Origin of the sequence: Halomonas sp. BL6 (assembly GCF_006228115.1) — a bacterium.
Lineage (GTDB): Bacteria > Pseudomonadota > Gammaproteobacteria > Pseudomonadales > Halomonadaceae > Vreelandella > Vreelandella piezotolerans.
The window spans coordinates 1-26,260 of sequence record NZ_VDGL01000001.1 but is presented as its reverse complement, the minus strand read 5'-3'; the positions used below and the strand labels follow the sequence as shown (position 1 = coordinate 26,260).

29 protein-coding genes are annotated in these 26,260 nt (G+C 61.2%); 22 read left to right on the top strand and 7 right to left on the bottom strand.

Translation table 11 applies throughout. The features are described from left to right. Positions 1-52: 52 nt before the first annotated feature. Positions 53-847, bottom strand: a complete 795-nt coding sequence (locus tag FHJ80_RS00145; RefSeq protein ID WP_139525061.1) for an inositol monophosphatase family protein — start codon at positions 845-847, stop codon at positions 53-55. 140 nt (positions 848-987) lie between these two features. On the opposite strand from FHJ80_RS00145, the gene FHJ80_RS00140 reads away from it, so the two are divergent. The 15 genes from FHJ80_RS00140 to FHJ80_RS00070 all read left to right on the top strand — a co-directional run bounded on the left by FHJ80_RS00140 (position 988) and on the right by FHJ80_RS00070 (position 15,249). Further along, the gene (locus FHJ80_RS00140) at positions 988-1,734 is read left to right on the top strand and encodes an RNA methyltransferase (RefSeq protein WP_139525060.1); all 747 of its coding nucleotides are present in this window, start codon (positions 988-990) and stop codon (positions 1,732-1,734) included. Positions 1,735-1,837: 103 nt separating this feature from the next. Beyond that, entirely contained in the window at positions 1,838-2,752 is a 915-nt protein-coding gene (cysE, locus tag FHJ80_RS00135) for a serine O-acetyltransferase (RefSeq protein WP_331250811.1), read from the top strand. 77 nt (positions 2,753-2,829) lie between these two features. Then, positions 2,830-3,297 (top strand): Fe-S cluster assembly transcriptional regulator IscR, encoded by a 468-nt coding sequence (gene iscR, locus FHJ80_RS00130; RefSeq protein ID WP_139525058.1) that lies wholly within the window; start codon positions 2,830-2,832, stop codon positions 3,295-3,297. 31 nt (positions 3,298-3,328) lie between these two features. Beyond that, positions 3,329-4,498 carry an aminotransferase class V-fold PLP-dependent enzyme gene (locus FHJ80_RS00125; RefSeq protein ID WP_139525057.1) on the top strand — a complete coding sequence of 390 codons (1,170 nt, stop codon included), beginning with the start codon at positions 3,329-3,331 and terminating at the stop codon, positions 4,496-4,498. Positions 4,499-4,541: 43 nt separating this feature from the next. After that, positions 4,542-4,868 (top strand): iron-sulfur cluster assembly accessory protein, encoded by a 327-nt coding sequence (locus FHJ80_RS00120; protein ID WP_139525056.1) that lies wholly within the window; start codon positions 4,542-4,544, stop codon positions 4,866-4,868. Positions 4,869-5,045: 177 nt separating this feature from the next. After that, positions 5,046-5,471: a nucleoside-diphosphate kinase gene (gene ndk / locus FHJ80_RS00115; protein WP_139525055.1), complete on the top strand. Its 426-nt coding sequence runs from the start codon at positions 5,046-5,048 to the stop codon at positions 5,469-5,471. 82 nt (positions 5,472-5,553) lie between these two features. Continuing rightward, positions 5,554-6,738, top strand: coding sequence for a 23S rRNA (adenine(2503)-C(2))-methyltransferase RlmN (rlmN, locus tag FHJ80_RS00110; RefSeq protein ID WP_139525054.1), 1,185 nt, complete (start codon positions 5,554-5,556; stop codon positions 6,736-6,738). A 115-nt stretch (positions 6,739-6,853) separates the two neighbouring features. Continuing rightward, positions 6,854-7,588 (top strand): type IV pilus biogenesis/stability protein PilW, encoded by a 735-nt coding sequence (pilW, locus tag FHJ80_RS00105; protein ID WP_139525053.1) that lies wholly within the window; start codon positions 6,854-6,856, stop codon positions 7,586-7,588. Positions 7,589-7,628: 40 nt separating this feature from the next. Next, on the top strand, positions 7,629-8,621 hold the full coding sequence (locus tag FHJ80_RS00100) for a RodZ domain-containing protein (RefSeq protein WP_139525052.1): 993 nt from the start codon (positions 7,629-7,631) through the stop codon (positions 8,619-8,621). A gap of 8 nt (positions 8,622-8,629) precedes the next feature. Beyond that, positions 8,630-9,745, top strand: a complete 1,116-nt coding sequence (ispG, locus tag FHJ80_RS00095) for a flavodoxin-dependent (E)-4-hydroxy-3-methylbut-2-enyl-diphosphate synthase (RefSeq protein WP_139525051.1) — start codon at positions 8,630-8,632, stop codon at positions 9,743-9,745. 69 nt (positions 9,746-9,814) lie between these two features. Then, positions 9,815-11,125, top strand: coding sequence for a histidine--tRNA ligase (hisS, locus tag FHJ80_RS00090; RefSeq protein WP_139525050.1), 1,311 nt, complete (start codon positions 9,815-9,817; stop codon positions 11,123-11,125). A 79-nt stretch (positions 11,126-11,204) separates the two neighbouring features. After that, entirely contained in the window at positions 11,205-11,864 is a 660-nt protein-coding gene (locus tag FHJ80_RS00085) for a tetratricopeptide repeat protein (RefSeq protein WP_139525049.1), read from the top strand. Next, positions 11,864-13,045, top strand: a complete 1,182-nt coding sequence (gene bamB, locus FHJ80_RS00080) for an outer membrane protein assembly factor BamB (RefSeq protein ID WP_139525048.1) — start codon at positions 11,864-11,866, stop codon at positions 13,043-13,045. The genes FHJ80_RS00085 and bamB overlap by 1 nt, the downstream gene beginning before the upstream one ends. After that, positions 13,042-14,445, top strand: coding sequence for a ribosome biogenesis GTPase Der (der, locus tag FHJ80_RS00075; RefSeq protein WP_139525047.1), 1,404 nt, complete (start codon positions 13,042-13,044; stop codon positions 14,443-14,445). The genes bamB and der overlap by 4 nt, the downstream gene beginning before the upstream one ends. Before the next feature lie 189 nt (positions 14,446-14,634). Next, positions 14,635-15,249 carry a hypothetical protein gene (locus tag FHJ80_RS00070; protein WP_139525046.1) on the top strand — a complete coding sequence of 205 codons (615 nt, stop codon included), beginning with the start codon at positions 14,635-14,637 and terminating at the stop codon, positions 15,247-15,249. A 15-nt stretch (positions 15,250-15,264) separates the two neighbouring features. On the opposite strand, the gene FHJ80_RS00065 is transcribed toward FHJ80_RS00070, so the two are convergent. Beyond that, positions 15,265-16,137: an ATP-binding protein gene (locus tag FHJ80_RS00065; RefSeq protein WP_139525045.1), complete on the bottom strand. Its 873-nt coding sequence runs from the start codon at positions 16,135-16,137 to the stop codon at positions 15,265-15,267. A 97-nt stretch (positions 16,138-16,234) separates the two neighbouring features. Between FHJ80_RS00065 and FHJ80_RS00060 the strand changes: the two genes are divergently transcribed. Both FHJ80_RS00060 and FHJ80_RS00055 read left to right on the top strand, forming a co-directional pair. Next, the gene (locus FHJ80_RS00060; RefSeq protein WP_139525044.1) at positions 16,235-17,038 is read left to right on the top strand and encodes a M48 family metallopeptidase; all 804 of its coding nucleotides are present in this window, start codon (positions 16,235-16,237) and stop codon (positions 17,036-17,038) included. A gap of 19 nt (positions 17,039-17,057) precedes the next feature. After that, the gene (locus tag FHJ80_RS00055) at positions 17,058-17,315 is read left to right on the top strand and encodes a hypothetical protein (RefSeq protein WP_139525043.1); all 258 of its coding nucleotides are present in this window, start codon (positions 17,058-17,060) and stop codon (positions 17,313-17,315) included. A 69-nt stretch (positions 17,316-17,384) separates the two neighbouring features. On the opposite strand, the gene aroE is transcribed toward FHJ80_RS00055, so the two are convergent. The 5 genes from aroE to FHJ80_RS00030 form a co-directional block, all read right to left on the bottom strand. Next, positions 17,385-18,203: a shikimate dehydrogenase gene (aroE, locus tag FHJ80_RS00050; RefSeq protein ID WP_139525042.1), complete on the bottom strand. Its 819-nt coding sequence runs from the start codon at positions 18,201-18,203 to the stop codon at positions 17,385-17,387. 9 nt (positions 18,204-18,212) lie between these two features. After that, positions 18,213-19,145 carry an oxygen-dependent coproporphyrinogen oxidase gene (gene hemF / locus FHJ80_RS00045; RefSeq protein ID WP_139525041.1) on the bottom strand — a complete coding sequence of 311 codons (933 nt, stop codon included), beginning with the start codon at positions 19,143-19,145 and terminating at the stop codon, positions 18,213-18,215. A 105-nt stretch (positions 19,146-19,250) separates the two neighbouring features. After that, positions 19,251-19,808: an L-threonylcarbamoyladenylate synthase gene (locus FHJ80_RS00040; RefSeq protein WP_139525040.1), complete on the bottom strand. Its 558-nt coding sequence runs from the start codon at positions 19,806-19,808 to the stop codon at positions 19,251-19,253. A 48-nt stretch (positions 19,809-19,856) separates the two neighbouring features. Continuing rightward, the gene (dprA, locus tag FHJ80_RS00035) at positions 19,857-20,978 is read right to left on the bottom strand and encodes a DNA-processing protein DprA (RefSeq protein WP_139525039.1); all 1,122 of its coding nucleotides are present in this window, start codon (positions 20,976-20,978) and stop codon (positions 19,857-19,859) included. A gap of 33 nt (positions 20,979-21,011) precedes the next feature. Further along, the gene (locus tag FHJ80_RS00030; protein ID WP_139525038.1) at positions 21,012-22,058 is read right to left on the bottom strand and encodes a LysM peptidoglycan-binding domain-containing protein; all 1,047 of its coding nucleotides are present in this window, start codon (positions 22,056-22,058) and stop codon (positions 21,012-21,014) included. Between the two features lie 176 nt (positions 22,059-22,234). On the opposite strand from FHJ80_RS00030, the gene def reads away from it, so the two are divergent. From def to trkA, 5 genes are all read left to right on the top strand, one after another. After that, positions 22,235-22,747, top strand: a complete 513-nt coding sequence (gene def / locus FHJ80_RS00025; protein WP_139525037.1) for a peptide deformylase — start codon at positions 22,235-22,237, stop codon at positions 22,745-22,747. Positions 22,748-22,884: 137 nt separating this feature from the next. Then, on the top strand, positions 22,885-23,877 hold the full coding sequence (gene fmt, locus FHJ80_RS00020) for a methionyl-tRNA formyltransferase (protein ID WP_139525036.1): 993 nt from the start codon (positions 22,885-22,887) through the stop codon (positions 23,875-23,877). Continuing rightward, positions 23,874-25,205 (top strand): 16S rRNA (cytosine(967)-C(5))-methyltransferase RsmB, encoded by a 1,332-nt coding sequence (rsmB, locus tag FHJ80_RS00015; RefSeq protein ID WP_139525035.1) that lies wholly within the window; start codon positions 23,874-23,876, stop codon positions 25,203-25,205. Before fmt ends, rsmB begins: the two co-directional genes overlap by 4 nt. 38 nt (positions 25,206-25,243) lie before the next feature. After that, positions 25,244-25,450, top strand: a complete 207-nt coding sequence (locus tag FHJ80_RS00010; protein ID WP_044628944.1) for a dodecin — start codon at positions 25,244-25,246, stop codon at positions 25,448-25,450. A 111-nt stretch (positions 25,451-25,561) separates the two neighbouring features. Further along, the coding region (gene trkA / locus FHJ80_RS00005; RefSeq protein WP_139525034.1) for a Trk system potassium transporter TrkA at positions 25,562-26,260 on the top strand (699 nt) is incomplete at its 3' end.

Genomic DNA, 26,260 nt, shown 5'->3' with positions numbered 1-26,260 from the left:
CGTACCATCCACCACTCACCCATCACACACAACGCCATCGCGCCGCCAATGACTAGAAGTGCGGCGCCAACTGCTTGATGAGCGCCTTGTAAAGGCGCGGGCCTGCCGCCATGAGCTGACCTTCGACATCCACGGATGGCTTGCCGTCCGGGGTGCCCATGAGGGCGCCCGCTTCTTTCAGCAGCAGTGTGCCGACCTGCATGTCCTGCTCTTCCAGGCCCAGCACGAAGACGCTATCGACGCGGCCAGCGGCCAGCTCGCACATGTCCAGCAGGCCGCTACCCGTGGCCAGCAGCGACTCCACCTGCGGGGCGAGCTGCTGGGTAATGGTCAAGTAAGCGGGTAAGTGGCTCGGGCGCAGCCAGGCTTCCGGCAGGCTCATCGCCATGCGCGTTGCAGGGATCGAGGTCGGTTTGCTCACACGCATCCGTTTGTCGTTGTGTTGAGCACCGCGGCCACGGCTGGCGATGTATTCATCGTCGCCAAAAGGAGAGATCACCACCGCGTGTTCGGGGCGACCTTTGACAAGACACACCACTGAGAGTGCAAAGCCCTTACCGGCCACGGCTAGGTTAGAGTAGCCGTGCAGCGGTTCGATTTTCCAAACGATCTCTTCACCTTCGCCTTCCCCCGCTTTATGGGGGGTGTAGCGGCCGGAGAAGCCATGCTGCGGATAACCGCGCTGCAGCTGTTGAACGATGGTCGCCTCGGCCTTGCGCGCCGTATCTTCTAACAATCTGTCGAGATTGAATTCTTCATGGGCGTTTTCGATGCGTTCGCGGACGCGTAAAAAGTGCTCAACGGCGCTACGCGCAGCGCGCAGCGTAAATTGGACCATCGGATTCATGATCGGGCCTTGTCACAGTGATGTTAAAGAACGGGGCAGGCGCCATGCGCCTTATGGCGGGCAATTCTAACAGAGCCCCCTCGGGCATGCCATCGACTCGTGCTAGACTGCGCGTTTTAGCCATTTTAACCGGGCCTACTATGCTTGAGCGCATCCGAATCGTTCTAATTGGTACCAGCCACCCTGGCAATATTGGCGGCGTCGCACGCGCTATGCATAACATGGGGCTGGCGGATCTCGCCCTGGTCGCGCCGCGCTGTGATGTGATCACCCAAGACAGCATCTCCCGCGCCTCTGGTGCGGACCACTTGTTGCATCAAGCCACGGTACACGCCACGCTCGAAGACGCGGTGGCCGACTGCACCCTGGCCGTGGGCGCCAGCGCACGCTCGCGCACGCTACCTTGGCCCATGATCTCTCCACGGGCGCTTGCCGAGCGCCTGCCGGGCGAGTGCCAGGCCGACAACGCCCGCGTGGCGCTGGTGTTTGGTCGTGAAGATAGTGGACTGACCAATGCCGAGCTGCAGCGCTGTCATGCCCACGTGCATATTCCCACCAACGCTGATTTCAGCTCGCTCAACCTCGCTGCGGCCGTTCAAGTGGTGGCTTACGAGTGCCGCATGGCGTGGCTTGGCCAATCCGAGGCCCCCGCAATGGCCGATGACAAGGACGAGCTGGCGACCCACGAGGAGCTCGAGCGTTACTTCGAACACCTGGAGCGCACGCTGATCGCTATCGAGTTCCACGACCCTGCACAGCCACGCCAACTCATGGCACGCCTGCGCCGCCTCTATTTACGGTCACGACCGGAAAAGATGGAAATGAACATCCTGCGCGGCATTCTGTCGGCCACTGAGAAAGCCGCCCAGCCACACGTAGAGAAGTAGGATGACAAGGCTAGACACGCGCGCCAGTCAAACGGCGATGACCTAAACTTGAAGTGGTGCTCACGCGCCCCAACATCGCACTGTCGACTGTCGCTGTGCGCTAATGACACGCCAACACCGACGTGCTGCCGCCCTCACCGCCCAAGGATCACCCATGTTTCAACGCCTGCGTGAAGACATCAATAGCGTTTTCGACCGCGACCCTGCGGCACGTAACTTTCTTGAGGTGCTGACCAACTACCCCGGCCTGCACGCCCTGCTGCTGCACCGCTGCAGCCATTGGCTATGGCAAAAGAACTTCAAATGGTTGGCACGGACGCTATCGACCTTTTCCCGCTGGCTGACCGGCATCGAAATCCACCCTGGCGCGTCCATCGGGCGACGCTTTTTCATCGACCACGGCATGGGGGTCGTGATTGGCGAAACCGCCCGCGTCGGCGATAACGTGACGCTCTACCAAGGCGTGACGCTGGGCGGCACGAGCTGGAACAAAGGCAAGCGTCACCCCACTCTGGAAGACGGTGTCATCGTCGGTGCCGGCGCCAAAATACTGGGGCCGTTTACCGTAGGAGCCGGTGCCAAGATCGGCTCGAATGCCGTGGTCACCAAAGAAGTGCCGGCGGGGGCAACCGTCGTGGGTATTCCTGGCAAAATCGTCAAGCGCGCGGATCCGGACGTAGAGGAGGCACTGGACATCGATCCCGCCCGCCGCGAAGCCATCTGCCAGAAATTTGGCTTCGATGCTTACGGCGTCAGCCAAGACATGCCCGACCCAGTGGCACGTTCGATGCAGGCGATGCTCGATCATATGCACGCCGTGGACGAGCGTATCGAGCGCATGTGCTCCACGCTGCGCAAGCTGGACGCTAACTACCGTGACGGCCAGTTGCCAGCCCTGCGGGACGAAGACTTTGCCGAGATTCTGGAGGAGAACGATACTGGCTGCCCTGGCTTGCGTCGCACCCCCCAGGAGCGTAGCGACGAGGCGGCCAAGAGCAGCACGACGCGCAATAGTTGACCAAAGCACTCAGGATTTCCATAATGGCGCAACATTTGCTGCCAGCGCGCTGAACGTTCAGCGACGAGGTACCTGACATGCGCTTGACCACGAAAGGCCGTTACGCCGTTACCGCCATGCTGGATTTGGCGATCAACGCTCCAAGCGGCCCCACCAGCCTGGGCGATATTTCCCAGCGCCAGGAGATTTCCCTCTCCTACCTAGAGCAGCTGTTTGCCAGACTGCGTCGGGCAGGGCTGGTCAGCAGCGTACGCGGACCGGGGGGCGGCTATCTCTTGGCTAGAGCGCCCGAGGCGATCAGCGTGTCTCAGGTGATCGATGCGGTCAATGAAACCGTCGACGCGACGCGCTGTCAGGGGCTTTCCGACTGCCAGCAGGGCGATACCTGCTTGACCCACCATTTGTGGTGCGAGCTGTCAGGGCAAATTCGCAGTTTCCTCGACGATATTACCCTGGCGCAGTTGATACAGCGTCCAGATGTCATTCGTATTGCAACCCGGCAACAGCAGCGGGTCGAGGCTGGCATCCTCGCCTCCTCACCTTGAAAGCCTTTATTTCACGCTGGATCCCATGACGATGACTGCTACCCCTTCGCTGCCCATTTATCTCGATTATGCCGCCACGACGCCGGTCGATGAGCGCGTGGCCGAGGTCATGCAGCGCTACCTCACCGTCGATCAACTGTTCGCCAACCCCGCCTCGCGTAGTCATATGCTGGGTTGGCAAGCCGAGCAGGTGGTCGAACAGGCGCGGCGTCAAGTGGCCGACATGATCGGCGCCGACCCGCGTGAGATCGTCTGGACCAGTGGTGCCACCGAAGCCAACAACCTCGCACTCATCGGCTTCATGCGCGCCAACCGCGAGCGAGGCATGCACCTCGTCACCTCGTGCATCGAGCATAAAGCGGTGGTAGATACCGCCAAGGCCCTTGAAAGCGAAGGCTTCGAAGTCACTTGGCTCACGCCTGGCCATGACGGTCGGGTCACGCCCGAGCAACTGCGCGCCGCCATGCGAGATGATACGGCGCTGGTATCGCTGATGGCGGTGAATAATGAATTGGGCAGCATCCATGATATCGCTGCTCTGGCAGAGGTCGCCCATGACTTCGGCGCGGCGTTTCATAGCGATGCTGCGCAGGCGGTGGGTCGGATTCCGCTCGACGTGGTCGCCCAGCATATCGATTTACTGTCGCTTTCTGGCCATAAGGCCTACGGCCCCAAAGGCGTCGGTGCACTGTACGTGAAGCGCCACCCAGACATTCGCATCGAAGCCCTGATTCATGGCGGCGGGCATGAGCGCGGCATGCGTTCCGGCACGCTGCCCACCCATCAGATCGCCGGGATGGGGGAAGCCTTTGCCATCATGCAGCAGCAACAGGGCGAGGACCAAACGCGCATTGCGGCGTTACGCGAGCGTTTGTTGAGCGGCTTGGCCGACCTAGAGGGCGTCGTTTCCAACTCACCGCTGGAACACGTCGTCCCTAACATACTCAACCTGGCCTTCGAGGGCGTGGATGGCGAGGCCCTGTTGATGGCGCTGCGAGACGTAGCGGTATCCACCGGCTCGGCCTGCAACTCGGCCAGCGTCGATCCCTCTTACGTCCTGTTGGGTATTGGTACGCCCCGTCGGCTGGCACTGTCGTCGCTACGACTCAGTATTGGGCGCTTTACCCAAGAGGCCGAGATCGATCACGCCGCCACCCTACTGCGCCATGCGGTGAGCGGCTTACGTGCCAACGCGCGCTAGACGGCTGACGCACGGCTAACGATTTCTCAAAGGAGAACGCTCCATGGCAACACTGAACATTACGCCCGCAGCGGCAGAACAGATTCACCGAGTGCTGGACGAGCGAGGCCAAGGTTTGGGCCTTCGCGTATCGGTCAAACCCAGCGGCTGCTCTGGCTACAGCTACGTACTTGATTTTGCCGATGAAGCCCAAGCAGATGACGTTCGGTTCGAGGCACATGGTGCCAGCGTGTATGTCGCTCCCGAGGCGCTCGAAATGCTCGACGGCAGCGAAGTGGACTACGTCAACGAAGGTTTGAACCGCTTTTTCCGCTTCAACAACCCCAATGTCAAAGATCAGTGCGGCTGCGGTGAAAGCTTCACGGTCTAGGCCGCACGTTAAAGACCTAGCGTATATCACCGGTATTCATCCCCACCGGGAGGCGCTATAATCGCGGCCACTCGGCAGCCGGTGAAGTAGGCGGCATTGGCCGACCCTTTTTTCCTGCGCCGCCTCGGCTTTCCGAGGCGGCAATTTCTGCTTTATCCCTTTTGAGGAGATTTCTGCATGGCGACTGAACGTACTCTTTCCATCATCAAGCCCGATGCCGTTGCTAAAAATGCCATTGGCGACATCATCGCGCGCTTCGAAAAAGCCGGCCTGAAGGTCGTTGCCGCCAAAATGATGCACCTCTCGGAAGACAAGGCTGGTGGCTTCTACGCCGAGCACAAAGAGCGCCCCTTCTTCAAAGACCTGGTCGGCTTCATGACCTCCGGTCCGGTCGTGGTACAGGTATTGGAAGGTGAAGGCGCCATTGCCAAAAACCGTGAGTTGATGGGCGCCACCAACCCGAAAGAAGCGGCTCCAGGCACCATCCGTGCCGACTTTGCGGAAACAATCGACGCCAACGCTGTCCATGGCTCTGATTCTCCGGAAAGCGCCGAGCGCGAAATTAGCTACTTCTTCGGTAACGACGAAATCTGCCCGCGCTAAATCAAGCGCTGCCGTTTCAACCTTCGTTGCCGGCCATTTTTGCGGGGGCTTTGCCCCCGCCTCTTCCTGAACGCTGACCGCCATGACCACCACCGTAGCTCAACACACGCCTGCCACTCGTACGACGCCGGACAACACCACGGCCGAACACCCAGCACCCGCTCGCCAGAACCTACTGGGACTCTCCCGCGAGCAGATGGAAGCGTTCTTTTTGTCGATCGGCGAAAAGAAATTTCGCGCCACGCAGGTCATGAAATGGATGCATCAGGAGGGCATCGACGACTTTACGGCGATGACCAACCTGTCGAAGGCCCTGCGCGACAAGCTCTCCCAGGTGGCCGAAATCCGCGGTCCAGGCGTCGTCTACGAAGGCACGTCTAGCGACGGCACGCGTAAATGGGTGTTAGAGGTAGAAGATGGCAGCTACGTCGAGACGGTGCTCATTCCTGCCGAAAACGGTAAGCGCCGCACGCTATGCGTCTCTTCCCAGGTGGGCTGCTCACTGGACTGCAGCTTCTGCTCGACCGGTAAACAGGGCTTTCAGCGTAATTTGACCGCCGCCGAGATCATCGGCCAAGTGTGGGTCGCCCAACGCAGCGTTGGCCCACGCCGTGATACCGCCAATCGCCCGGTGACCAACGTGGTCATGATGGGCATGGGCGAACCGCTGCTCAATTTCGATAACGTCGTGCCAGCCATGAAGCTGATGCTCGACGATAACGGTTACGGACTCTCCAAGCGCCGCGTCACGCTCTCCACTTCCGGCGTGGTGCCGATGATGGACAAACTGGGCGACGAACTGGATGTGAGCCTTGCCATCTCGCTACACGCCTCCACCGATGAGCTGCGCAACGAGCTGGTGCCGATCAACCGTAAGTACAACATCCGTGCGCTGCTGGACGCCTGCCACCGCTACCTGGCCAAGTGCCCCGATAATCGTCAGGTCACCATCGAATACACGTTGATCAAAGACGTCAACGATCAGCAGGAACACGCTGAACAGCTCGCGGCACTGCTCAAGGAGCTGCCGTGCAAGATCAACCTGATTCCGTTCAACCCGTTCCCTCATTCAGGGTACGAGAAGCCGTCACGCAACCAAGTGATGCGCTTTCAACAGTGGCTCTACGATTTGGAGTACAACGCCACCGTACGAACCACCCGAGGCGATGATATCGACGCCGCCTGTGGCCAGCTGGTGGGCCGCGTGAAGGATCGTACCAAGCGCAGCGCACGCTACATTCAGTCTGTACAGCTCGACGCTGACTGACCGCTGTCGTCTTGACTTCCAACCGACACAGCGCTTTGATGGACACGTTTTTTGCCGGGCGCTTGGCAATCGCCCGCTGTATGGCAATGGTTCAACCCGACACAAGAGGGCGTAGATGATCGGTCACCGCAGGCGCATTATTTCCATCAGGATGCCCATGCTGTCCGTGCTTGCTGGCAGCCTGCTGCTAGCGGGTTGCGCCACCTCTGGTCAGGCCGTTCGCAGCGATGCCAATCCCGCTGCGGTAGAGGCGTATACCCAGCTTGGCGTCGCCTACTTAGAGCGTGATAACCTGACTCGTGCCCTGAATGCCCTCGACCGCGCTTTGGAGCTAAACCCACGTCATCCCGAGGCACTTCAAGCCCTTGCGCTGGTCTACCAGCAGCAGGGAGAGAGCGAGCTTGCCAACCGTTATTTCGAACAAGCGCTAGATGCCGAGCCATCGTTCACCCGCGCACGTAACAACTACGCCGCGTTTTTGTACCAGCAGGAACAGTTTCCACAAGCCTGCGAACAGTTAGAAAGGGCATCCCAAGATGCCCAGTACGCCAATCGCGCCCAGCTATTCACCAACTTAGGGCAGTGCTATTTGGCCATCGACGAATTGGATAAGGCGCGCGAACGTTTGCAGCGCGCGCAAAGCATCGACCCGCGCAACCCCCGCGGGTATTTAATGTTAGCCGAACTGGAAATTTCACAGGGCAATTATGATCAGGCCTGGGCGCCGCTGCAGAACTACTTGCAGCTGGCAGGCCCCGACCCAGCAGCACTGGAACTGGCGATCGATGTCGCCCTCGCCCGCGGTGACGACGCCGCGGCCACCGACTACCAGCGCTTGCTCAACCGCTGATCAACGCTCTGATCACCACATTATTGAAGGATGCTCAGCCATGAGCGACACACAGTTACACGATAGCGTTACTCCAGCCCCCAGCACAGCAACCCCTGGTGAGTTGCTCTCGCGTCAACGCGAATCGCTTGGTGTTCCGTTAGCGGATGCCGCCCGCGCCCTCAACCTGCGCCCCGCCGTGGTAGATGGCCTAGAGCGCGATCACTACGAAGAGATTCCCGTCGCCGCCTATCGTCGCGGCTACCTTCGCGCCTATGCCAAATACCTGGGCATGGACGACCGCATGGTGCTCGACGCTTACCAAGCGCGCCATGGCACCAGCGATGCCGATCGCAAAGTAGCGCCAGTTGCCGTCACCAAGCCCCCCTCCAAGGTAGGTGCCTGGCTTTTCAAATTGGTCACCCTGTTGGTGATTGCGGGGTTGATTGCCGTGACGGTCGCTTGGTGGCAGAGCCGCGGCGGCAGCGAGCCGCCGAGCATTGGTACCTCTTCCACGATGGAAGATAACGAAGCGCCAATCAGCGAGCCAGCCCCCGAGCCCACGCCAGTCGCCACGCCGGTGATCACGCCCGAGCCTGCCGTCACGCAAGAGCCGACCAACGACACCGCTAGCGATGCCTCGCCCGACAGCGATCTCAGCGATGCGGCCACCGCACCGGTGGCGAGCAATGATGAGCCCGCACAGGCAAGCGATGAAACGCCTGCCGACCAAACGGCCGAGACCGAGGCCGCCGTCGAAGCCACCAACGCGCCTGAGGAAACCGTGGCCGAGGCGGCTCCCGCCGCCAACCCCAACCTGCTCGAACTGACGTTCAACGAGCAATCCTGGACCGAGATTTTCGATGCCAACAACCAGCGCGTGTTCGTCGGCCTGCAAAACCCCGGCACCACCGCCAGCGTTGAGGGCGAACCGCCTTTTCGTTTAACCGTTGGCAACGCCACTGGCGTGGAGCTGCGTTACCAAGGTGAGTTAGTCGACCTTGCCGAGCGCGCCGGTGCCAATAACGTTGCCCGCTTTACCCTGGGAGAGTGACCCGTCTTATGCACGCCCCTTCTCCGATCAAACGCCGCCCGTCACGCCAAATTCACGTTGGCAACGTCGCGGTGGGCGGTGATGCACCGATTTCGGTGCAAAGTATGACCAACACCAACACACTGGACGTCGAGGCCACTGTCGGACAGATCCAGCAGCTGGAAAAAGCCGGGGCGGATATCGTCCGCGTCTCGGTGCCCGATATGGATGCCGCAGAAGCCTTCGGCAAGATCAAGCAGCGCGTGGCCGTGCCGCTGGTGGCCGATATCCACTTCGATTACAAGATCGCGCTACGGGTCGCCGAGCTGGGCGTGGACTGTCTACGCATCAACCCCGGCAATATTGGCCGGGAAGACCGCGTGCGCGCGGTGGTGAGCGCCGCCCGCGACCACGGCATTCCGATCCGTATCGGCGTGAACGCGGGGTCCCTGGAGAAAGACCTGCAAAAGAAGTATGGCGAACCCACACCTGCGGCGCTGGTCGAGTCGGCGATGCGCCATATCGACCACCTGGATCGTCTCGATTTCCAAGAATTCAAAGTCAGCGTCAAAGCATCGGACGTGTTCATGGCCGTGGCCGCTTATCGCGACCTGGCAAACCGCATCGAGCAGCCGCTGCACCTGGGCATCACCGAAGCGGGCGGCTTGCGCTCGGGCACGGTGAAATCGTCCATTGGCCTGGGCATGCTGCTGATGGACGGTATCGGCGACACGATCCGCGTCTCGCTGGCCGCCGACCCGGTAGAAGAGATCAAAGTCGGGTTCGACATGCTCAAGAGCCTGAAGCTGCGCGCCAAGGGAATCAACTTCATTGCTTGCCCGAGCTGCTCGCGGCAGAACTTTGACGTTATCAGCACCATGAACCAGCTCGAAGAGCGGTTGGAAGACGTGATGACACCGCTGGACGTCTCGGTGATTGGCTGTGTGGTCAACGGCCCCGGCGAAGCCAAGGAGACCGATATCGGCCTCACCGGCGGCTCGCCTGCCAATTTGGTCTATATCGATGGCAAGCCGGCGAGCAAGCTGCGCAATGACCACCTCGTCGACGATCTGGAAAAGCTGATCCGCGATAAAGTGCGTCAAAAAGAGCAGCAGCAAGAGAACATGATTGCGCGCAGCGTCTAACGCCCGTGTCGCTGGCCGAGGCGATGTCGACGCCCGCCTCGTCCGCTGCCGCCCCATAAGGAGTTTTCATTGAGCAAGTCCGCCGCTAAAAAGATTCAAGCCATCCGTGGTATGAACGACCTATTGCCCAGCGATAGCCCTCGCTGGCAATTTTTTGAGGGCAAAGTACGCCAACTGATGCACCGCTATGGTTTCGATGAAATTCGTACGCCCATCGTCGAGCAAACGGCGCTGTTTGCCCGCTCGATCGGTGAAGTCACCGATATCGTCGAAAAAGAGATGTACACCTTCGACGACCGCAACGGTGACAGCCTGACGCTGCGTCCCGAAGGCACCGCCAGCTGCGTGCGGGCGGCCATGGAGCACGGCTTGCTGCATAACCAAACCCAGCGGCTTTGGTACCAAGGGCCGATGTTCCGTCACGAGCGCCCCCAAAAAGGGCGCTACCGACAGTTCCACCAAGTGGGGGTAGAGACGTACGGCTTCGAAGGCCCGGACATCGATGCCGAAGTCATCCTGCTCTCGGCGCGCCTATGGCAAGAGCTCGGCTTGATGGAGCACGTCACCCTGGAGCTGAACTCGCTAGGCTCCGCTGAGGCGCGTGCGGCCTACCGCGATAAGCTCGTGGCCTACTTCGAGCAGCACCAAGACGTACTCGACGATGACTCCCAACGCCGCCTGACCAGCAACCCGCTGCGCATTCTGGACTCCAAAAACCCGGACATGGCCGACATGCTCGATGCCGCCCCGCAGCTGATGGACCATCTGGACGACGAGTCCCGCACGCATTTCGAGCAGCTCAAAGCGATGCTGGAGGCTGCCGGTATACCGTACGTGGTCAACCCGCGCTTGGTGCGCGGCCTGGACTACTACTGCCGCACGGTGTTCGAGTGGACGACCACCGCGTTGGGCAGCCAAGGCACCGTGTGCGCTGGTGGCCGCTACGATGGCTTGGTCGAGCAGCTTGGTGGCAAACCCACGCCGGCCGTGGGCTTTGCCATGGGCATCGAGCGCCTGGTGCTGCTGCTGGAAACGCTCGACCTGGTGCCCGATGAGGCCATGGGCGGCTGCGACGTCTATCTGATGCCGATGGACGACAGCGCTAGTGTGGCCGCCCTGACACTCGCCGAGCAGCTGCGTAGCGCGCTGCCCACCCTGCGTCTGCAGCTGCACTGTGGCGGCGGCAGCTTCAAAAGCCGCATGAAAAAAGCCGACAAGAGCGCCGCGCCAGTGGCGATTTTGCTGGGCGAAGACGAGCTTGCCCACCAAACCGCCACACTGAAGTATTTGCGCGATGATCGCGAGCAGCAGCAAGTGGCCCAAGCCGAGCTGGCCGACGCGCTTCGCGAGATACTGTCGTCGAACGTACCGTCTCACTAACGTAACTGCCCAGCACGGTTTGGGCAGATGAACATCGTTGGCCGCAGCAGCGGTTGACCCATGGAACAGGAGGCCGCCCGTGGCGGAGCTGAGAAGCGAAGAAGAGCAGCTAGAAGTCGTCAAACGCTGGTGGAAAGAGAACGGGACCTCGCTGATCGCTGGTGCCGTACTCGCGGCGGCGGGTGTCTTTGGGTGGAACGCATGGCAAAACTACCAAGAAGGTAAAGCGGAAGCCGCCTCTGCCCGTTATCAGCAGCTCATCAATATGACGGCTGGCACGACCTTGGAAGACGACCAGCTGAGCGAAGCACAGACGCTGATCGATGAGCTCACCGACGACTACGGCAACACGCTGTATGCCGAACTGGCACAGCTCTTGGAGGCTCGTCTTGCCGTCGATCAAGACGATCTGTCCACGGCCAAGCAGGCACTGCAAGACGTCGCCAGCCACTCATCGCGCCGCTATGTGCAAAGTGTGGCGTGGCTGCGCCTAGCGCGCATCGAGGTCGCGCAGGGCAATCCAGAAGCCGCGCTCGCGCTGCTCGACCAGCCCATTTCCGATGCACTGGCGGCTCAACAAGCCAATGTGCGGGGCGATGCGTTCTTCGCACAGAACCAGCCCGAGCAAGCGCGCGAAGCGTGGCAAACTGCGCAGTCCATCGCCCAAAACCAGAACCAGCCGCTGTACGGCGTACAGTTCAAGCTCGACGATCTCGGCGCCGAGGAGGCGACACAGTGATGACGACTCACCCGTCTAAACCGCTCTTTTCCAAACATCTGATGCGCACCACCCTGGGAGCCCTCGCGCTAGCGCTGCTAGCGGGTTGTGCCAGCAAAGGCCAACCTGCCTTTACTCCCAAAGAGCTGCGCAGCTTCGATGAAACCTCGTCGCTGGATAGCGTTTGGGACCGCCGCGTCGGCGATGGCTTTGGTCGTGCCCGCTACCCCATCGCCCCGTCGCGTGAAGGCAATACGCTCTTCGCAGCGGATGCCAACGGTTTGGTCGCCGCGTTCAATGCCGACAGCGGCGCGCGTGAGTGGGAAGTCGAGCTGGATAGCCCGATTTCCAGCGCGCTGAACGCCATTGCAGGTCACGTCTATCTCGGTACCCGTAACGGTGAGGTGATTGCCCTCGACCAACGCGACGGCAGCGTTACTTGGCGCTCGCGGGTCTCCAGCGAAGTGCTGGCGGCTCCGCAGGCCAATCAACAATTGTTGCTGGTTCAGAGCGTGGACGGCCAGATCACGGCCCTGGATCGCGCTAGCGGCGAAGAGCGCTGGGTGTATACCAGCTCGCAGCCTGCCTTGACGCTGCGTGGTACCGGCACGCCAATGGTCATCGACCCGGTCACCTTCGTGGGCCTAGCCAACGGGCGTCTGGCCACGCTCGATAACCGTAGCGGCCAAGCGCTATGGGATATGCAGATTGCCACCCCACGCGGACGTAGCGATGTCGAGCGACTGGTAGACCTAACGGGTCAGCCAGTGCTCAGTCCGGATGGCCGTCTGTTCGTGACTAGCTACAACGGCCGGGTTGCCGCACTGGAAGCCACCCGTGGCGGCGTGCTATGGGAAACCAGCCTCTCCAGCCGCCATACACCGATTCTAGTCGGTAATGTCCTGTTCGTAGTCAGCGACGATAGCCATCTCGTGGCACTCGACGCTAATAGCGGCCAGGAGATCTGGCGTAACGACGATCTCGAAGACCGCTGGCTCACCGCTCCCGCCTTTGCCGATGGCCGTATCGTCGTGGGCGATTTCGAGGGCTATGTCCATCTGATCGATGCCCGCGATGGCAATCTGGTCGGCCGCACCCGAATCGATGATTCGGGCATCAGCGTGCGCCCGGTCACGGAAGGCAGCACCATTCATGTCCAGGCCAACAATGGTCGCCTGGAAACCCTGGAAGTCACTCCATGACACCCGTCATTGCATTAGTCGGTCGCCCCAATGTGGGTAAATCGACGCTGTTCAACCGTCTGACCCGCTCGCGCGATGCGCTAGTGGCAGACTTCCCTGGCCTGACCCGTGACCGTAAATACGGTAACGGCATGCTGGGTGGAAAGGCGTACACCGTCATCGATACCGGCGGTATCAGCGGTGACGAAGAAGGCATCGATGCTGCGATGGCCGAGCAGTCGCTGGCGGCCATCGACGAAGCCGATATCGTGCTGTTCCTGGTCGATGCCCGCGCCGGACTGAACGTCGCGGACGAAGCCATCGCCAATCATCTGCGCGTCAATCAGAAAAAAACCTGGCTGGTGGTCAACAAGACCGACGGTTTGGAAGAGCACTCGGCCATGGCCGACTTCTGGACGTTGGGTCTGGGCGATCCCTGGCCGATTGCGGCTGCCCATGGCCGCAACGTGTCACTGCTGATCGATACGGTGCTCGAGCCCTTCCCTGAGCGGGATGCTAGCATCCCGGCCGACACGGGAACCAAAGGTATTCGTATCGGGGTCATCGGCCGCCCGAACGTGGGTAAATCCACGCTGGTCAATCGCCTGCTAGGCGAAGAGCGGGTGGTGGTGTTCGATGAAGCGGGCACCACCCGCGACGCCATCGAAATCCCCTTCGAGCGCAACGGCAAACCCTACGTGCTGATCGATACAGCAGGTATTCGGCGACGCAAGAACGTGCGTGAAATCGCTGAGAAGTTCTCGATCATCAAAACACTGGATGCGATCAAAGAGAGCCACGTGGCGGTGATGGTGCTGGATGCCCGCAGTGGTCTCGTCGAACAGGATCTGCACCTGCTGGATTACGTGCTCACCACGGGCCGTGCGCTGGTACTGGCCGTCAACAAGTGGGACGGCCTAGAGAGCGACGCCAAAGAGAAGATGCGCGCCGATATCAAGCGCCGTCTGGGCTTTGCTGATTACGCCGAGCTGCACTTCATTTCCGCGCTGCATGGCACGGCGGTGGGCGATCTCTACCCTTCTATCGAACGGGCGTTCAACGCTGCCAACGCGCACTGGTCGACCAACCGCCTGACCACGTTGCTGCAGGATGCGGTCAGCCAGCATCCGCCCCCCATGGTCAACGGCCGCCGCATCAAGCTGCGTATGGCGCACCAGGGCGGCAGCAATCCGCCGATCATCGTGGTACACGGCAACCAAACGTCATCGCTGCCCGAAGCATACCGCCGCTATCTCACCAACACCTTTCGTAAAGTGTTGAAGGTGCGCGGTACGCCGATGCGCTTCGAGTTTCGTTCCGGCGACAACCCCTATGACCCTATGGCGGGGGCCAGCGACAAAGAGAAAGCCAAAAAGCGCGAGCTCAACCGTACCAAAGAGGCACGCAAAAGCCGCCGCTAAACGCGGCTTCGTGTCTTCACGCCCGCTGCTGTCGCAGCGGGCGTTTTTATAGTGCCATTAGTGACAAATCTGCTTGACAGAAACCCTCGCCCACCCTCAAATAGCGGCGCTTTTCTGATCCAGCTTCATCGCTACTCACCTTACCTACCCTTAGCTCATTCACCCTTGTCCTTCTCAGGAGGGAGTCACATGCACGTTGTTTTTCGTCGCGGACGCGGCCTGGTGTTACTGCTGTTAGCCAGCCTGTTGACAGGCTGTTTGGCGCTGCCACAAACAGGGTTGTTTGCCTTTCGCTTGGCGGTCACCTCGCTCGGTATCGAAGACGTGCGTATTGGCCCCTATAGTGTCAATGCCGGGCTGGACACCAGCGACCTTTCGAGCCTGCTGGCCTCTAGCCTGGGCACAGGCAGTCTACCGGTGCAGGCCACGCTGGCGATGGGGCTTGGCTTACCCATTGGCATGCCGCCGGTCGAGATGTCAGGCTTTCGCTGGACGCTGGACATGCCTGGCGTGGACCCAGTGCAGGGCAACTATCAGCAGAACGTTACCCTCACCTCTGGCGAGGACGCCAATCTGCGCCTGCCGGTGGCGTTCGATATTCTCGCCGCCGACCGTCAGCAAATGACGCCGATGTTGACGTTAGCTCGCCAGCTCGCAAGCCAAGGGGAACTGCCCGCGGGCAGCGAACTGGCCATTACTCCTGGCGATTTGCGCGGATTGGGCATGACACTGCCGTCAGGCCTGCTCACTCCGACGATTCGCCTGAACGTCGGTGACGACGGGCAGCTCATTCCTCAACGCTGAGTCTTGCCAAGCGCGTTACTCACCGCGCTCATGCAGCCGTTTGCGGCCCACGTACTGGGCCGCAAATTGCCACGCCGTGCGGCCGCTTCGCCCTCCGCGCAGCGTGGCAAAGCGAATCGCCTCTGCCCGTGCCGCATCGTCCCAGTCCTGGGACGTGCCGATACGCCCCACCCAGTGTTCGCATACCTCCAAATAGGTCGCTTGGCTGAAGGGGTGGAAACCCAGCCATAGGCCGAACCGATCCGATAGCGAAATTTTCTCCTCCACCGCGTCGCCATGATGCAACTCCTCGCCGACCAGCCGTGAACCGCTGTTATCGTCCATGGACTCCGGCAACAGATGGCGACGATTCGAGGTCGCATAGAGCAGTACGTTATCTGGTGGCCCGGTCAGCGCGCCGTCTAGCACGCTCTTGAGCGCCTTATACGCGTCATCGTTACCCTCGAAGGAGAGATCGTCACAGTACACCACGAAGCGATGCGGCTGATGCCGAAGCTGTTCCACTAGCAGCGGCAGACTCGACAGATCATGTCGGTCAACCTGGATCAGCCGTAACCCCTCTGTGGCCAGCGAGTTGAGCAGTGCGCGTATCACCGATGATTTTCCGCTTCCACGGGAGCCCCACAGCAGCGCATGGTTGGCAGGTAGCCCTTGTAAAAAGGCGCGCGTATTATCGACCAACGCCAGCTTTTGCCGCTCGATACCGAGCAGGTCGTCCAGCGTCATCGTGTCTCTTGGCGGCACGGGCACCATCCGCCCACCCAGCGGGTGGCGTTGCCAAATGGCCGCCACGTGTTTTTCCCACTCGACCGGGGTGGGCGCAGGCGGCAGCCAGTGGTCGACATGATCGAGTAATCGCGCCAGGCGTTGGCTTAATTCGGCATCCATCGTCATCCTCAGAGTGCGTTATGATAGGGGTTGATTTACCACGGTCAGTGGTTATCTTGTGTGCAAGGATCCCTACTCGTCTATAAGGAAACTGTCTATGCGTTGGCTTCGCCCATTAGCGGTGACGGCGCTGTGCGCCTCGATCGCAGCCTGCTCGACCTCACCCACCGGCCGCTCACAGCTGTTGCTGCTCTCCGATGATCAGCTCAATCAAATGGGCCAGCAGGCCTTCGCCGAATATCAGCAAAACATTCCGACCGCTGGCCAGGCGAGCCACCGCTACGTGCAGTGCATCACCAATGCGATCGTCGACGTCCTCCCCAACGAACAGCGTAACCTCGATTGGCAAATTCGTGTCTTCGAATCCGAACAGCCGAATGCCTTCGCCCTCCCGGGCGGCTACATGGGCGTCAACACCGGCATGTTGGATATTGCCACCACGCAGGACCAGCTCGCCTCGGTCGTCGGCCATGAAATCGGCCACGTGCTCGCGCGTCATGCCAACGAGCGCGCCTCCACCCAAAGTGCCACGTCGCTGGGTCTCTCGGTCATTTCCAGCACCTCGGGGATGCAGACACCGGCAGGCCAGCAGCTCATGGGCGTGCTCGGCTTGGGTGCCGAATACGGGATCGCCCTGCCGTTCTCCCGACGTCATGAGAGCGAGGCCGATGTGATTGGCTTACAGCTCATGGCGCAGGCGGGGTTCGATCCGCGCGAAAGCGTCACGCTATGGGAGAACATGCAGGCCGCATCGGGCGGCGGCGCGCCTCCCGCCTGGATGTCGACCCACCCGAGTCAAGGCCAGCGGATTCAAGGCCTGCAAGCCAACATGGATCAAGCGCTGGCCACCTACGAGCAGGCGCGCAGCAGCGGCCGCACGCCCAACTGCCCACGCCCGTAGCTCCACTTAGAGGTTTTCGATGATCCGATTGGGTTTACTGCTATTAGTGCTACCAATTCTGGTGCTACTAGGCGTCTATTTTTGGGAGTTGGGGGACGTCCGCGCTTGCCAACTCGATGGCGGCTATTGGAACTATCTGGATGGTGCATGCTATGACACACCGCAGCCTTTCGTGTCGTGGCTCGAGCGTTCACCGCTGCTGGTCAACGGCGGCATGCTGCTATCCGTGGTGGGGCTAGTGATGTGCATGGTGGGGTTTTATACCAAATCGCGTTAGACCGACCCTTTCTCTCGCTCTCGTGAGCTCACGACGACACGATGGGGGCACTCGCCCCCATCGCCCTGCTCAATAATTGAGCGATTGACGTAGAAGCGTGCGTACGCTGGCCGTTTCGGGTCTCACGTTGCGCCATGCAAAGAACGATTCGGCCGCCTGCTCGACCAGCATACCCAAACCATCCAGCAGCTTTGCGCCGCGCGGTCCTGCCCACTGAAGAAACACCGTCGGCTCGGCGCCGTACATCATGTCGTAGGCCCAGGCACCTTCGCCAAACAGTGTCTCCGGTAGCGGCGGCAGCTCGCCTGACAGGCTGGCACTGGTGCCGTTAATGACCACATCGAACGGCCCCTTTACCGACGCAAAGCCACCGCCATAAATACGCCCCAGATCCACGAACGCCTCCGCCAACTGCTCGGCTTTTGCCACGGTTCGGTTGGCGACGACCACCTCGCTGGGTTTTTCGGCCAGCAGTGGCTCTAAAATGCCACGCACGGCACCGCCAGCGCCGAGCACCAGCACGCGCTTACCCGCCAGAGGGACGCGGTGATAGGCCAAATCCCGCACTAATCCAATACCATCGGTCGTATCACCGTAGGTGCGCCCGTTACCCCCCACGATCAGCGTATTGACCGCTTGGGCGCGCTTGGCGCGATAGCTCAACGTATCGCAAAGCGCAAAAGCATCGCCTTTGAACGGCACGGTCACGTTGGCACCCCGGCCACCGCCCGACACGAAAGCTCGCCATGCGTCTGTAAAACCATCCTCAGGCACCAGTTCCGCCGTGTACGTCATGTGCTGCTGGGTTTGACGGGCGAACTCACCGTGAATCAGCGGTGATTTCGAGTGTTTGATCGGATTACCAAACACGCAGTAACGGTCGGTCATCGACACTCCTTAGACATGGCGCTGCTGGGCGGCTTCGGTCAGCCAATCGCGGGGCACCAGATAGTCGTACAGCACGGCTTCACGGCTACCTGCCTCAGGCGTGAAGGCGTACTCCCAGCGGGCCAGCGGCGGCATGGACATCAAAATCGATTCCGTGCGTCCGCCGCTTTGCAAGCCAAACAGCGTGCCTCGGTCCCACACCAGGTTGAATTCGACGTAGCGGCCACGCCGATAGAGCTGGAACTCCCGCTCCGGCTGGCCCCATGCGTCCTGCTTCCGGCGCTCGACGATGGGAAGGTAAGCGTCCAGAAAGCTATCGCCTACCGCGCGCTGGAAGGCAAAACACTCTTCGAAGCTACCTTCGTTCAGGTCGTCGAAGAATAGGCCACCCACCCCGCGAGTCTCTTCGCGGTGCTTGAGGTAAAAGTAGTCGTCGCACCACGCTTTGTAGCGCTCATAAACACCCTCTCCAAAGGGCGCGCAGGCGTCGCGTGCGACCTGATGCCAGTGCACTACGTCCTCGAACACGGGATAGTAGGGGGTCAGGTCGAAGCCCCCGCCAAACCACCACACCGGCGGCTCACCCTCTTTTTCGGCAATGAAAAAACGTACGTTGCCGTGGCTGGTGGGGACGTTGGGGTTTTCCGGATGCATGACCCACGAGACGCCCACCGCGTGAAAGCTGCGTCCGGCCAGCTCCGGCCGAGCGGCGGTGGCAGAGGGCGGCAGCTGTGCACCGTACACATGGGAAAAATTGACGCCGCCTTTTTCGAAAACAGCGCCCAACTCCATCACCCGCGAGCGTCCGCCGCCGCCCTCTTCACGCTGCCAGCTATCCTCTTTGAACGCGGCCCGCCCGTCGGCGGCGGCAAGCCCTTCACAGAGCCGCTCCTGAAGATCGAGTAGATACGCTTTGACGTCGTCTAGGTGCTCGTGGGCCACGTTGACTCCTGGTGAGGTGAATCGTGAATCGTGAATCGTGAATCGTGAATCGTGAATCGTGAATCGTGAATCGTGAATCGCTGACAGTGTGACGAAGCCGAGCGGCTAGTCACGCATCACTTTGCCGGTCACTAAATCGCGGATGGTGCTGGGTTTGGCATTGCCGCCCAATTCGCCCGCCACGATAGCTGCGACGTCTTCGCCAAAAATGGTGGCGACCTCGTCTGCGCTCATGGCAGGCGGGTCACCGGCTCGGTTGGCCGAGGTGGAAACGAGCGGTCCACCAAACGCCTCGCACAGCGCTTTCATCAGCGGATGGTCGGTGACGCGTAGCGCCACGCTTTGATGAGCGCCGCGCACCAGGCCGTGGCTCCTGCCGTTATCGGGCACCAACCACGTATGGGGACCGGGCCAACTGGCGGCCAGCGGCGCATGTAACGCTAACGGTAGCTGATTGAGCCAGGGCTGGAACTGCTGAATGGTCGCCGCTACCAAAATCACGCCCTTGGCCGGGTCGCGCTCCTTCATACGCATCAGATGCGCCAGCGCTTCGTCGTTATCGGGGTCACAGCTCAACCCCCACACCGCTTCGGTGGGGCAGGCAATCACACCGCCTTTACGCAGCGCAGCTACCGCCGCTTTCACGTCAACCGCCGGTTTCATAGACGCTCCTGATAAGCTCTCAGCCAATCGAACAAAGGTGACTGCATCTTACCACGGGGCCGTCATTCTCACCCAGCCACCTGCCTGCTGCGTCGCCTGACCTTCGAGCTCCAGCATTAACAGCCGCTGTTGGCAATCACTGACCGAGAGACCGGTGGTTTGCACCAGCAGATCGATCGGCGTTGGCGAAGTGCCCAGTGCATCGAGCAGCGGGTCGCCGGTGATAGGCGAAGGGCTGTCGGTGCCATGGGAGACCGGCTTGGCACCGGCAGCCGCCTCTTCGTGCAGGTAGTGGGGCGCCCATTGCTGCAATTCTTCGAGCATGTCGTCCACATGGCGCACCAGCGTGGCCCCGCTACGCAGGAGCTGCAGGCAGCCACGGGCTTGCACGTTATGCACCGAGCCCGGCAACGCAAAAAGCTCGCGCCCTTGCTCCAGGGCAAGGCGGGCGCTGACCAGCGAACCGCTTTTTTCGGTGGCTTCGACCACCAGAGTGCCAAGCGATAGTCCAGTGACGATACGGTTACGGCGGGGAAAAAAGGCCGGACGCGCCGTCGTGCCCGGCGGGTGTTCGGACAGCACCAAACCGCCGGCCTGGGTGCTGAGCTGTTCATAGAGATCCCGATGGCGTGCGGGGTAAATGACGTCGATACCGCTTCCCAGCACGGCAATGGAGGTGCCACCCGCCTCCAGCGCGGCACGCTGGGCAATGCCATCGACCCCCAAGGCCATACCGCTCACCACACACCAGCCGCGCCCAGCCAATTCGCGGGCAAACGCTTGTGCATTGCGACCGCCCTCCGACGTGGGCCGGCGCGTACCGACCATGGCAATGCCCGGGGCGCTCAGGGCACGTAAATCCCCCTGCGCCCACAGTACCACCGGTGGGTCTGGAAGCTGATCGAGTAACTCAGGCCAATCGGGATGATTGCGGTGCAGTAGATGACGATGAGGCGCGCCTTGCAGCCAGGTCAAGGTGTCGTCCACTGCGTGTTGCAAAGGGCTGCGCGTTGGGTGAGCGAGCCACAGACGTAACGCATTGGCGGCACTACTGGGCAACGCCGCCAACCAGCCTTGCGGCCACGATGGCTGCCGCGCCACCAGTTGTGCAATGCGCGTTGCGCCCATCCCAGGCAGTGCATGCACTGCCAGCCACTCCTTGGCATCCATCGCTGTTCCCTCTTGTAACGGATGATTCGTTCGTTAGCGCGTGGGCGAACGCACGCGATCCCCGACGGCCAATACCCGTGACGCCTGCATGACCAGAGCGAAACTCATGTGATCGTAAGGTCGAAAAACCATCACCAGCCCCGCTTCAGTGTCAGGTAAACGCAGCAGCTCTTGGGTGCGAGGATCGGTGACGAGCTCGCCCTGCTGGTCGACACGCAGGACGTGCCCCGGCTGCAGGCCATCCTGGGTGCCTAAGTCCAGCGCAACGATCTGTAGGCGCCCAATAAAACGCACCCCGCCCGGTACTGCAACGATCTGTCCAGAGACGTCATTCAACGGTGCGCGGGGCTCGAACGACGCGCTCAGCTCACGATCCTCTAGGGGCAGCAGAATGTCGTTGTTACGTACTTCCTGATAAGCACTGAGCACCTCGACCCGGGCGATATCGCCCTCGCTGCTGACGTAGCGCGCTTCGCCAATATTGATCAGCTCATCGCCCAACCGTGTGCCATCGGCGGCGATGTAGGGCTCGCCGGGTCGATAAATGCCTAAGCTCGCGCGCTCCGGCAGCTCTCCACGCACGTACAACCTATCGCCTGCCCCGCTAATCAGACGCTGGTTGTCGCCGCCTACCACGTAGGCGAGTTCCTGCAGGGGCTCGCCTGGCTCGACCACGCGATGCTCGCGCAAAAACGCGCGGACCACTTCCATCGGTATGGGAGTAATGGCCTCACGCTCTGGCACGGTGCGCATTTGCGGGGAGAGCTTGACGATGCTCTGACCACGCTCCAACGTAACGCAAGGCTGGCCTTCGCAGCTGCCCAGCAGCAGCACGTCGCCAGGATAAATGAGGTGTGGATTGCGCACCTGTGGATTCGACCGCCACAGCGACGGCCACTGCCACGGGGAGTGGAGGTAGCGGGCCGAGATATCCCATAGGGTATCGCCAGGCACTACCTCGTAGCGCTGCGGCGCATCGTGACGTAAGCCTTCCAGAGCTAAAACAGCTTGGCTGGACAACAGCACCCACGTTAAGAGCACGCCAAAGACGCTATAATAAAGAGGCTTTCGGGCCGCCATCCGGTTCTCTCCAGGCAGTCGTTGGTAAAGCAGAGGAAGAGGGCCACACGGTGTCGCGCGTGCCCAGGAACGCTATCAGCATGATATAGTGGCCCATAGTAAAGTAGTTAGGCGCGCTGACACAGGTTCGCCGCTAACTCATCTTAAAGACTCAGCATAACGGTGATTGTAACGCCATGGCCAAACTTCCTATTCTCGAATTCCCCGACGAGCGCCTGCGCACCAAGGCGGTACCGGTGGAAACCGTTGACGACGAGGTCCGCCAGCTCGTCGACGATATGTTGGAGACCATGTACGACGCACGCGGCATCGGCCTTGCCGCAACGCAAGTCGATGTCCATCGCCGCGTGGTCGTCATGGATGTCAGCGACGATAACTCCCAGCCGCTGGTGCTGATCAACCCGCGCTACGAGCCCATCGGTGATGCCAAAGAGCCGCTCTCCGAGGGCTGCTTGTCGATCCCTGAGTACTATGCCGAAGTACCGCGCTACCTGAAAGTGACGCTCAACGCGCTGGACCGTGACGGTGAGCCCTACGAGTTGGAAGCGGACGGCTTGCTGGCCCACTGCATTCAACATGAACTCGATCATTTAGAAGGTGTCCTGTTCGTGGATTACCTCTCTCCGCTCAAGCGCGACCGAGTGATGAAAAAAATGCAGAAGCGCCACAAGCTGATGAACGACGCCTAATCGGCACCTCATCACCTGGCCACTGGCCGAGCTGACACGCTGACTCACAGGCTGAATGCCTGCACGATAGCGCTGCCTCTCGGCCTTTGTGCGTTTCATAGATGGCACTTTCTCTCTTCTCCTAGGGGCTCTCCACCATGTCACCGTTACGCGTTGTTTTTGCTGGCACGCCAGACTTCGCCGCCTCCAGCCTTGCTGCCGTTCTCGACAGCGAACATGAAGTGGTGGCGGTTTACACCCAACCCGACCGTCCCGCTGGACGTGGCCGCAAGCTCACGCCCAGCCCGGTCAAACAGCTGGCACAAGAGCACGGGCTGCCGGTGGTCCAACCCGTCAGCTTGAAAGACGCCGATGCGCAAGCCGAACTGGCGGTGCTGAATGCCGATGTGATGGTGGTGGTCGCCTATGGGCTGCTGTTGCCCCAGGCGGTGCTGGATACGCCGCGGTTAGGCTGTATCAACGTCCACGCCTCGCTGCTGCCCCGCTGGCGCGGCGCGGCGCCGATTCAGCGTGCCATCGAAGCGGGTGATAGCGCCTCCGGCGTCACCATCATGCAGATGGACGCGGGGCTGGATACCGGCGCCATGCTCTACGACGTGCGCACGCCGATCACCTCACGCACCACGGGCGGCGACCTCCACGATCGGCTGGCCATTCAAGGCGCCAATGCATTGGTGACCGTACTCGATCAGCTGGACAGCGGAAGTCTGAAGGCCACGCCGCAGCCCGACGAGGGCGTGACCTACGCCGCCAAACTTAGTAAAGCCGAGGCCGAACTCGACTTCAGCCAGTCCGCCCAGCAGTTGGCGCGTAAAATCCGTGCCTTCAACCCTTGGCCGGTGGCTTGGTGCACCCTGGGGAACGATCGTCTGCGGCTGTTGATGGCCAGCGTAGAGCCCGGTGAGCAGTCGCCCGTCGCCCCCGGTACGCTGTTGGCACATGGCGACGAACACCTGCGCATTGCCTGCGGTGCCCAGGGCCAGGAAGTGCTGTGCGTTAGCCGTGCCCAGCTGCCCGGCGGCAAAGCCATGGCAGTGCGTGATCTTTTGAATGCCCGCCAAACGCCCTTGAGCGAGGGTGTTCGCCTTGGACAGCCTTCACAGCCAGCCTCGCAAGGAGCGCACCCATGAGCGAGCGACCCACCAAAGGCGGCAGCGGCCTGGACGTGCGCGCGGCGGCGGCCAGAAGCCTGGTGCCGATTCTCACTGATAAAGGCTCCCTGGCCGGGCTCGATGAGCACAGCGTCATTGCCAGAGACCGCGCGCTGCTCAAAGAACTCTGTTACGGCACCTGCCGACGTTTGCCCCGCCTGCAAGCGTTGGCCAGCCGCCTGCTGAAGCAGCCCTTCAAAAAGCGTGACGCGGATATCCAGGCGCTGCTGCTGATCGGTATCTATCAACTGCTCTACATGCGCACACCTGCCCACGCCGCCGTGGGGGAAACCGCCGGGGCCGCACGCCTGCTGGACAAAGAGTGGGCAACTCGCGTGCTCAACGGTTGCCTGCGCCGACTGCAGCGCGAGGCCGATGCGCTGCAGGCCGAAGTGGACCGTGATGAGAGCGTGGCCTTGGAACACCCCCAGTGGCTGCTCGGCAAGCTGCGCAGCGCCTGGCCCGAGCAGTGGCGTGTCATTGCCGAGGCCAACAACGAACCGGGGCCGATGACGCTGCGCGTCAACCAGCGCCACAATGATCGTGAAGCGTACCTGCAGCGACTCACCGAGCAGGGCTTGGATGGCCACCTCTGCCTCCATGCCCCCGATGGCATTACGCTGACTCACCCTTGCGATGTCTCGACGCTGCCTGGCTTCGAACAGGGCCACGTCAGCGTGCAGGACGAGGCGGCACAGCTCTGCGCCGCGCTGCTGGGCCCGGCTCTCGCGCCACGCCCAGGCGCCCATGTACTGGACGCCTGCTGCGCCCCTGGCGGCAAAACCGCTCACTTGCTAGAGCAGTTCGACATTTCCCTGACCGCGCTGGATAGCGACAACCAGCGGCTGGCAAAAGTCGACGACACGCTCGGCCGTTTAGGGCTCAGTGCCGAACTAAAGCATGCCGATGCCACCACCCGCGACTGGTGGAGCGGCACGCCCTTTGATGCCATTTTGCTGGATGCCCCCTGCTCCGGCACCGGCGTGATTCGTCGCCATCCGGACATCAAAGCGCTACGCCGTAAAGAGGACATTCGCCAGCTCGCCAAGCTCCAGCAACGGCTGCTGGATAATCTATGGCCACTGCTACGCCCAGGTGGGACCCTACTCTACGCTACCTGTTCGGTGCTGCCCGAAGAGAACGCCGCACAAATCGATGCGTTTTTAGACCGCACCCCGGACGCCCATGCCACCACGCCCCATGACGTGGCCTGGGGTGAGCAAAGCGGCACGGGCCGCCAGCTGTTTCCTGCCGTGAACAGTCACGATGGCTTTTTTTATGCCAGACTAGAGAAGCGTACGGCCTAAGCACTAGGCCGCCTTTTCATGACACGCAAGGAGACAGCATGAGTCATCATACCTATAAACATATCGAGCTAACCGGTTCATCCGAAAAAGGAATCGAGGACGCCGTGCAGAATGCCCTGACCAAAGCCGCCGAAAGCGTTCGCAATATGCGCTGGCTTGAAGTCACCGACACGCGTGGGCACATCGAGGATGGCCGCGTGGCACACTGGCAGGTCACGATCAAAGTCGGCTTCACGCTGGAATAATCCCTACCTGCTTTTCGACGGCGGCTGGTTTACACTGGCCGCCGTCTTTGTTGCAGCGCACACTGCGTGCTGATAAAACGTTGGCGCTCATAACGGAACCGATGCTTAGCGATGAAAATCATCATTCTCGGCGCCGGCCAAGTCGGCGGCACCCTTGCAGAGCACCTTGCCCGCGAGGAGAACGACATCACCGTCGTCGATACCGACGGCGCAAAACTGCGCGAGCTGCACACCAAGCTGGATATCCGCACGGTGACCGGCGCAGGCTCCTACCCGATCGTGCTGCGCCAGGCGGGCTGCGAAGACGCCGATATGCTGATCGCGGTGACCAACACCGACGAGATCAATATGATCGCCTGTCAGGTGGCCCACACGCTGTTTCGCACCCCCACCAAAATTGCCCGGGTCCGCTCCACTGCCTATCTGACTCGTAAAGGCCTCTTTGCCCACGAAGCCATTCCCATCGACGTGCTGATCAGCCCCGAGCAGGTGGTGACCGACCACGTGCGCCGCTTGATCGAGCACCCCGGCGCGCTGCAGGTGCTGGAGTTTGCCGGCGGGTTGGTACAGCTGGTGGCGGTGAAAGCCTTCTACGGCGGTCCATTGGTGGGCCAGGATTTGGCCTTTCTGGGCAAGCACATGCCCAACGTGGAAACCCGTGTCGCGGCGATCTACCGCCGCAACCGACCGATCATCCCCCGGGGCGACACCATCATCGAAGCCGACGATGAGGTGTTTTTTCTCGCCGCCCGGCGAGATATCCGCGCGGTGATGAGCGAGCTGCGCAAGGTGGAGCGGGACTTCCGCCGG

Excerpts from the sequence above, each read along its gene's own strand:
- aroE (WP_139525042.1), bottom strand. The coding sequence starts at position 18,203 with ATGACCGACCGTTACTGCGTGTTTGGTAATCCGATCAAACACTCGAAA.
- FHJ80_RS00120 (WP_139525056.1), top strand. The coding sequence starts at position 4,542 with ATGGCAACACTGAACATTACGCCCGCAGCGGCAGAACAGATTCACCGA.
- FHJ80_RS00065 (WP_139525045.1), bottom strand. The coding sequence starts at position 16,137 with ATGGATGCCGAATTAAGCCAACGCCTGGCGCGATTACTCGATCATGTC.
- rsmB (WP_139525035.1), top strand. The coding sequence starts at position 23,874 with ATGAGCGAGCGACCCACCAAAGGCGGCAGCGGCCTGGACGTGCGCGCG.
- fmt (WP_139525036.1), top strand. The coding sequence starts at position 22,885 with ATGTCACCGTTACGCGTTGTTTTTGCTGGCACGCCAGACTTCGCCGCC.
- FHJ80_RS00040 (WP_139525040.1), bottom strand. The coding sequence starts at position 19,808 with ATGAAACCGGCGGTTGACGTGAAAGCGGCGGTAGCTGCGCTGCGTAAA.
- FHJ80_RS00140 (WP_139525060.1), top strand. The coding sequence starts at position 988 with ATGCTTGAGCGCATCCGAATCGTTCTAATTGGTACCAGCCACCCTGGC.
- ispG (WP_139525051.1), top strand. The coding sequence starts at position 8,630 with ATGCACGCCCCTTCTCCGATCAAACGCCGCCCGTCACGCCAAATTCAC.
- FHJ80_RS00070 (WP_139525046.1), top strand. The coding sequence starts at position 14,635 with ATGCACGTTGTTTTTCGTCGCGGACGCGGCCTGGTGTTACTGCTGTTA.
- FHJ80_RS00100 (WP_139525052.1), top strand. The coding sequence starts at position 7,629 with ATGAGCGACACACAGTTACACGATAGCGTTACTCCAGCCCCCAGCACA.
- cysE (WP_331250811.1), top strand. The coding sequence starts at position 1,838 with ATGACACGCCAACACCGACGTGCTGCCGCCCTCACCGCCCAAGGATCA.
- ndk (WP_139525055.1), top strand. The coding sequence starts at position 5,046 with ATGGCGACTGAACGTACTCTTTCCATCATCAAGCCCGATGCCGTTGCT.
- bamB (WP_139525048.1), top strand. The coding sequence starts at position 11,864 with ATGACGACTCACCCGTCTAAACCGCTCTTTTCCAAACATCTGATGCGC.
- rlmN (WP_139525054.1), top strand. The coding sequence starts at position 5,554 with ATGACCACCACCGTAGCTCAACACACGCCTGCCACTCGTACGACGCCG.
- def (WP_139525037.1), top strand. The coding sequence starts at position 22,235 with ATGGCCAAACTTCCTATTCTCGAATTCCCCGACGAGCGCCTGCGCACC.
- pilW (WP_139525053.1), top strand. The coding sequence starts at position 6,854 with ATGATCGGTCACCGCAGGCGCATTATTTCCATCAGGATGCCCATGCTG.
- dprA (WP_139525039.1), bottom strand. The coding sequence starts at position 20,978 with ATGGATGCCAAGGAGTGGCTGGCAGTGCATGCACTGCCTGGGATGGGC.
- FHJ80_RS00030 (WP_139525038.1), bottom strand. The coding sequence starts at position 22,058 with ATGGCGGCCCGAAAGCCTCTTTATTATAGCGTCTTTGGCGTGCTCTTA.
- FHJ80_RS00010 (WP_044628944.1), top strand. The coding sequence starts at position 25,244 with ATGAGTCATCATACCTATAAACATATCGAGCTAACCGGTTCATCCGAA.
- iscR (WP_139525058.1), top strand. The coding sequence starts at position 2,830 with ATGCGCTTGACCACGAAAGGCCGTTACGCCGTTACCGCCATGCTGGAT.
- FHJ80_RS00055 (WP_139525043.1), top strand. The coding sequence starts at position 17,058 with ATGATCCGATTGGGTTTACTGCTATTAGTGCTACCAATTCTGGTGCTA.
- der (WP_139525047.1), top strand. The coding sequence starts at position 13,042 with ATGACACCCGTCATTGCATTAGTCGGTCGCCCCAATGTGGGTAAATCG.
- FHJ80_RS00125 (WP_139525057.1), top strand. The coding sequence starts at position 3,329 with ATGACTGCTACCCCTTCGCTGCCCATTTATCTCGATTATGCCGCCACG.
- FHJ80_RS00145 (WP_139525061.1), bottom strand. The coding sequence starts at position 847 with ATGAATCCGATGGTCCAATTTACGCTGCGCGCTGCGCGTAGCGCCGTT.
- FHJ80_RS00060 (WP_139525044.1), top strand. The coding sequence starts at position 16,235 with ATGCGTTGGCTTCGCCCATTAGCGGTGACGGCGCTGTGCGCCTCGATC.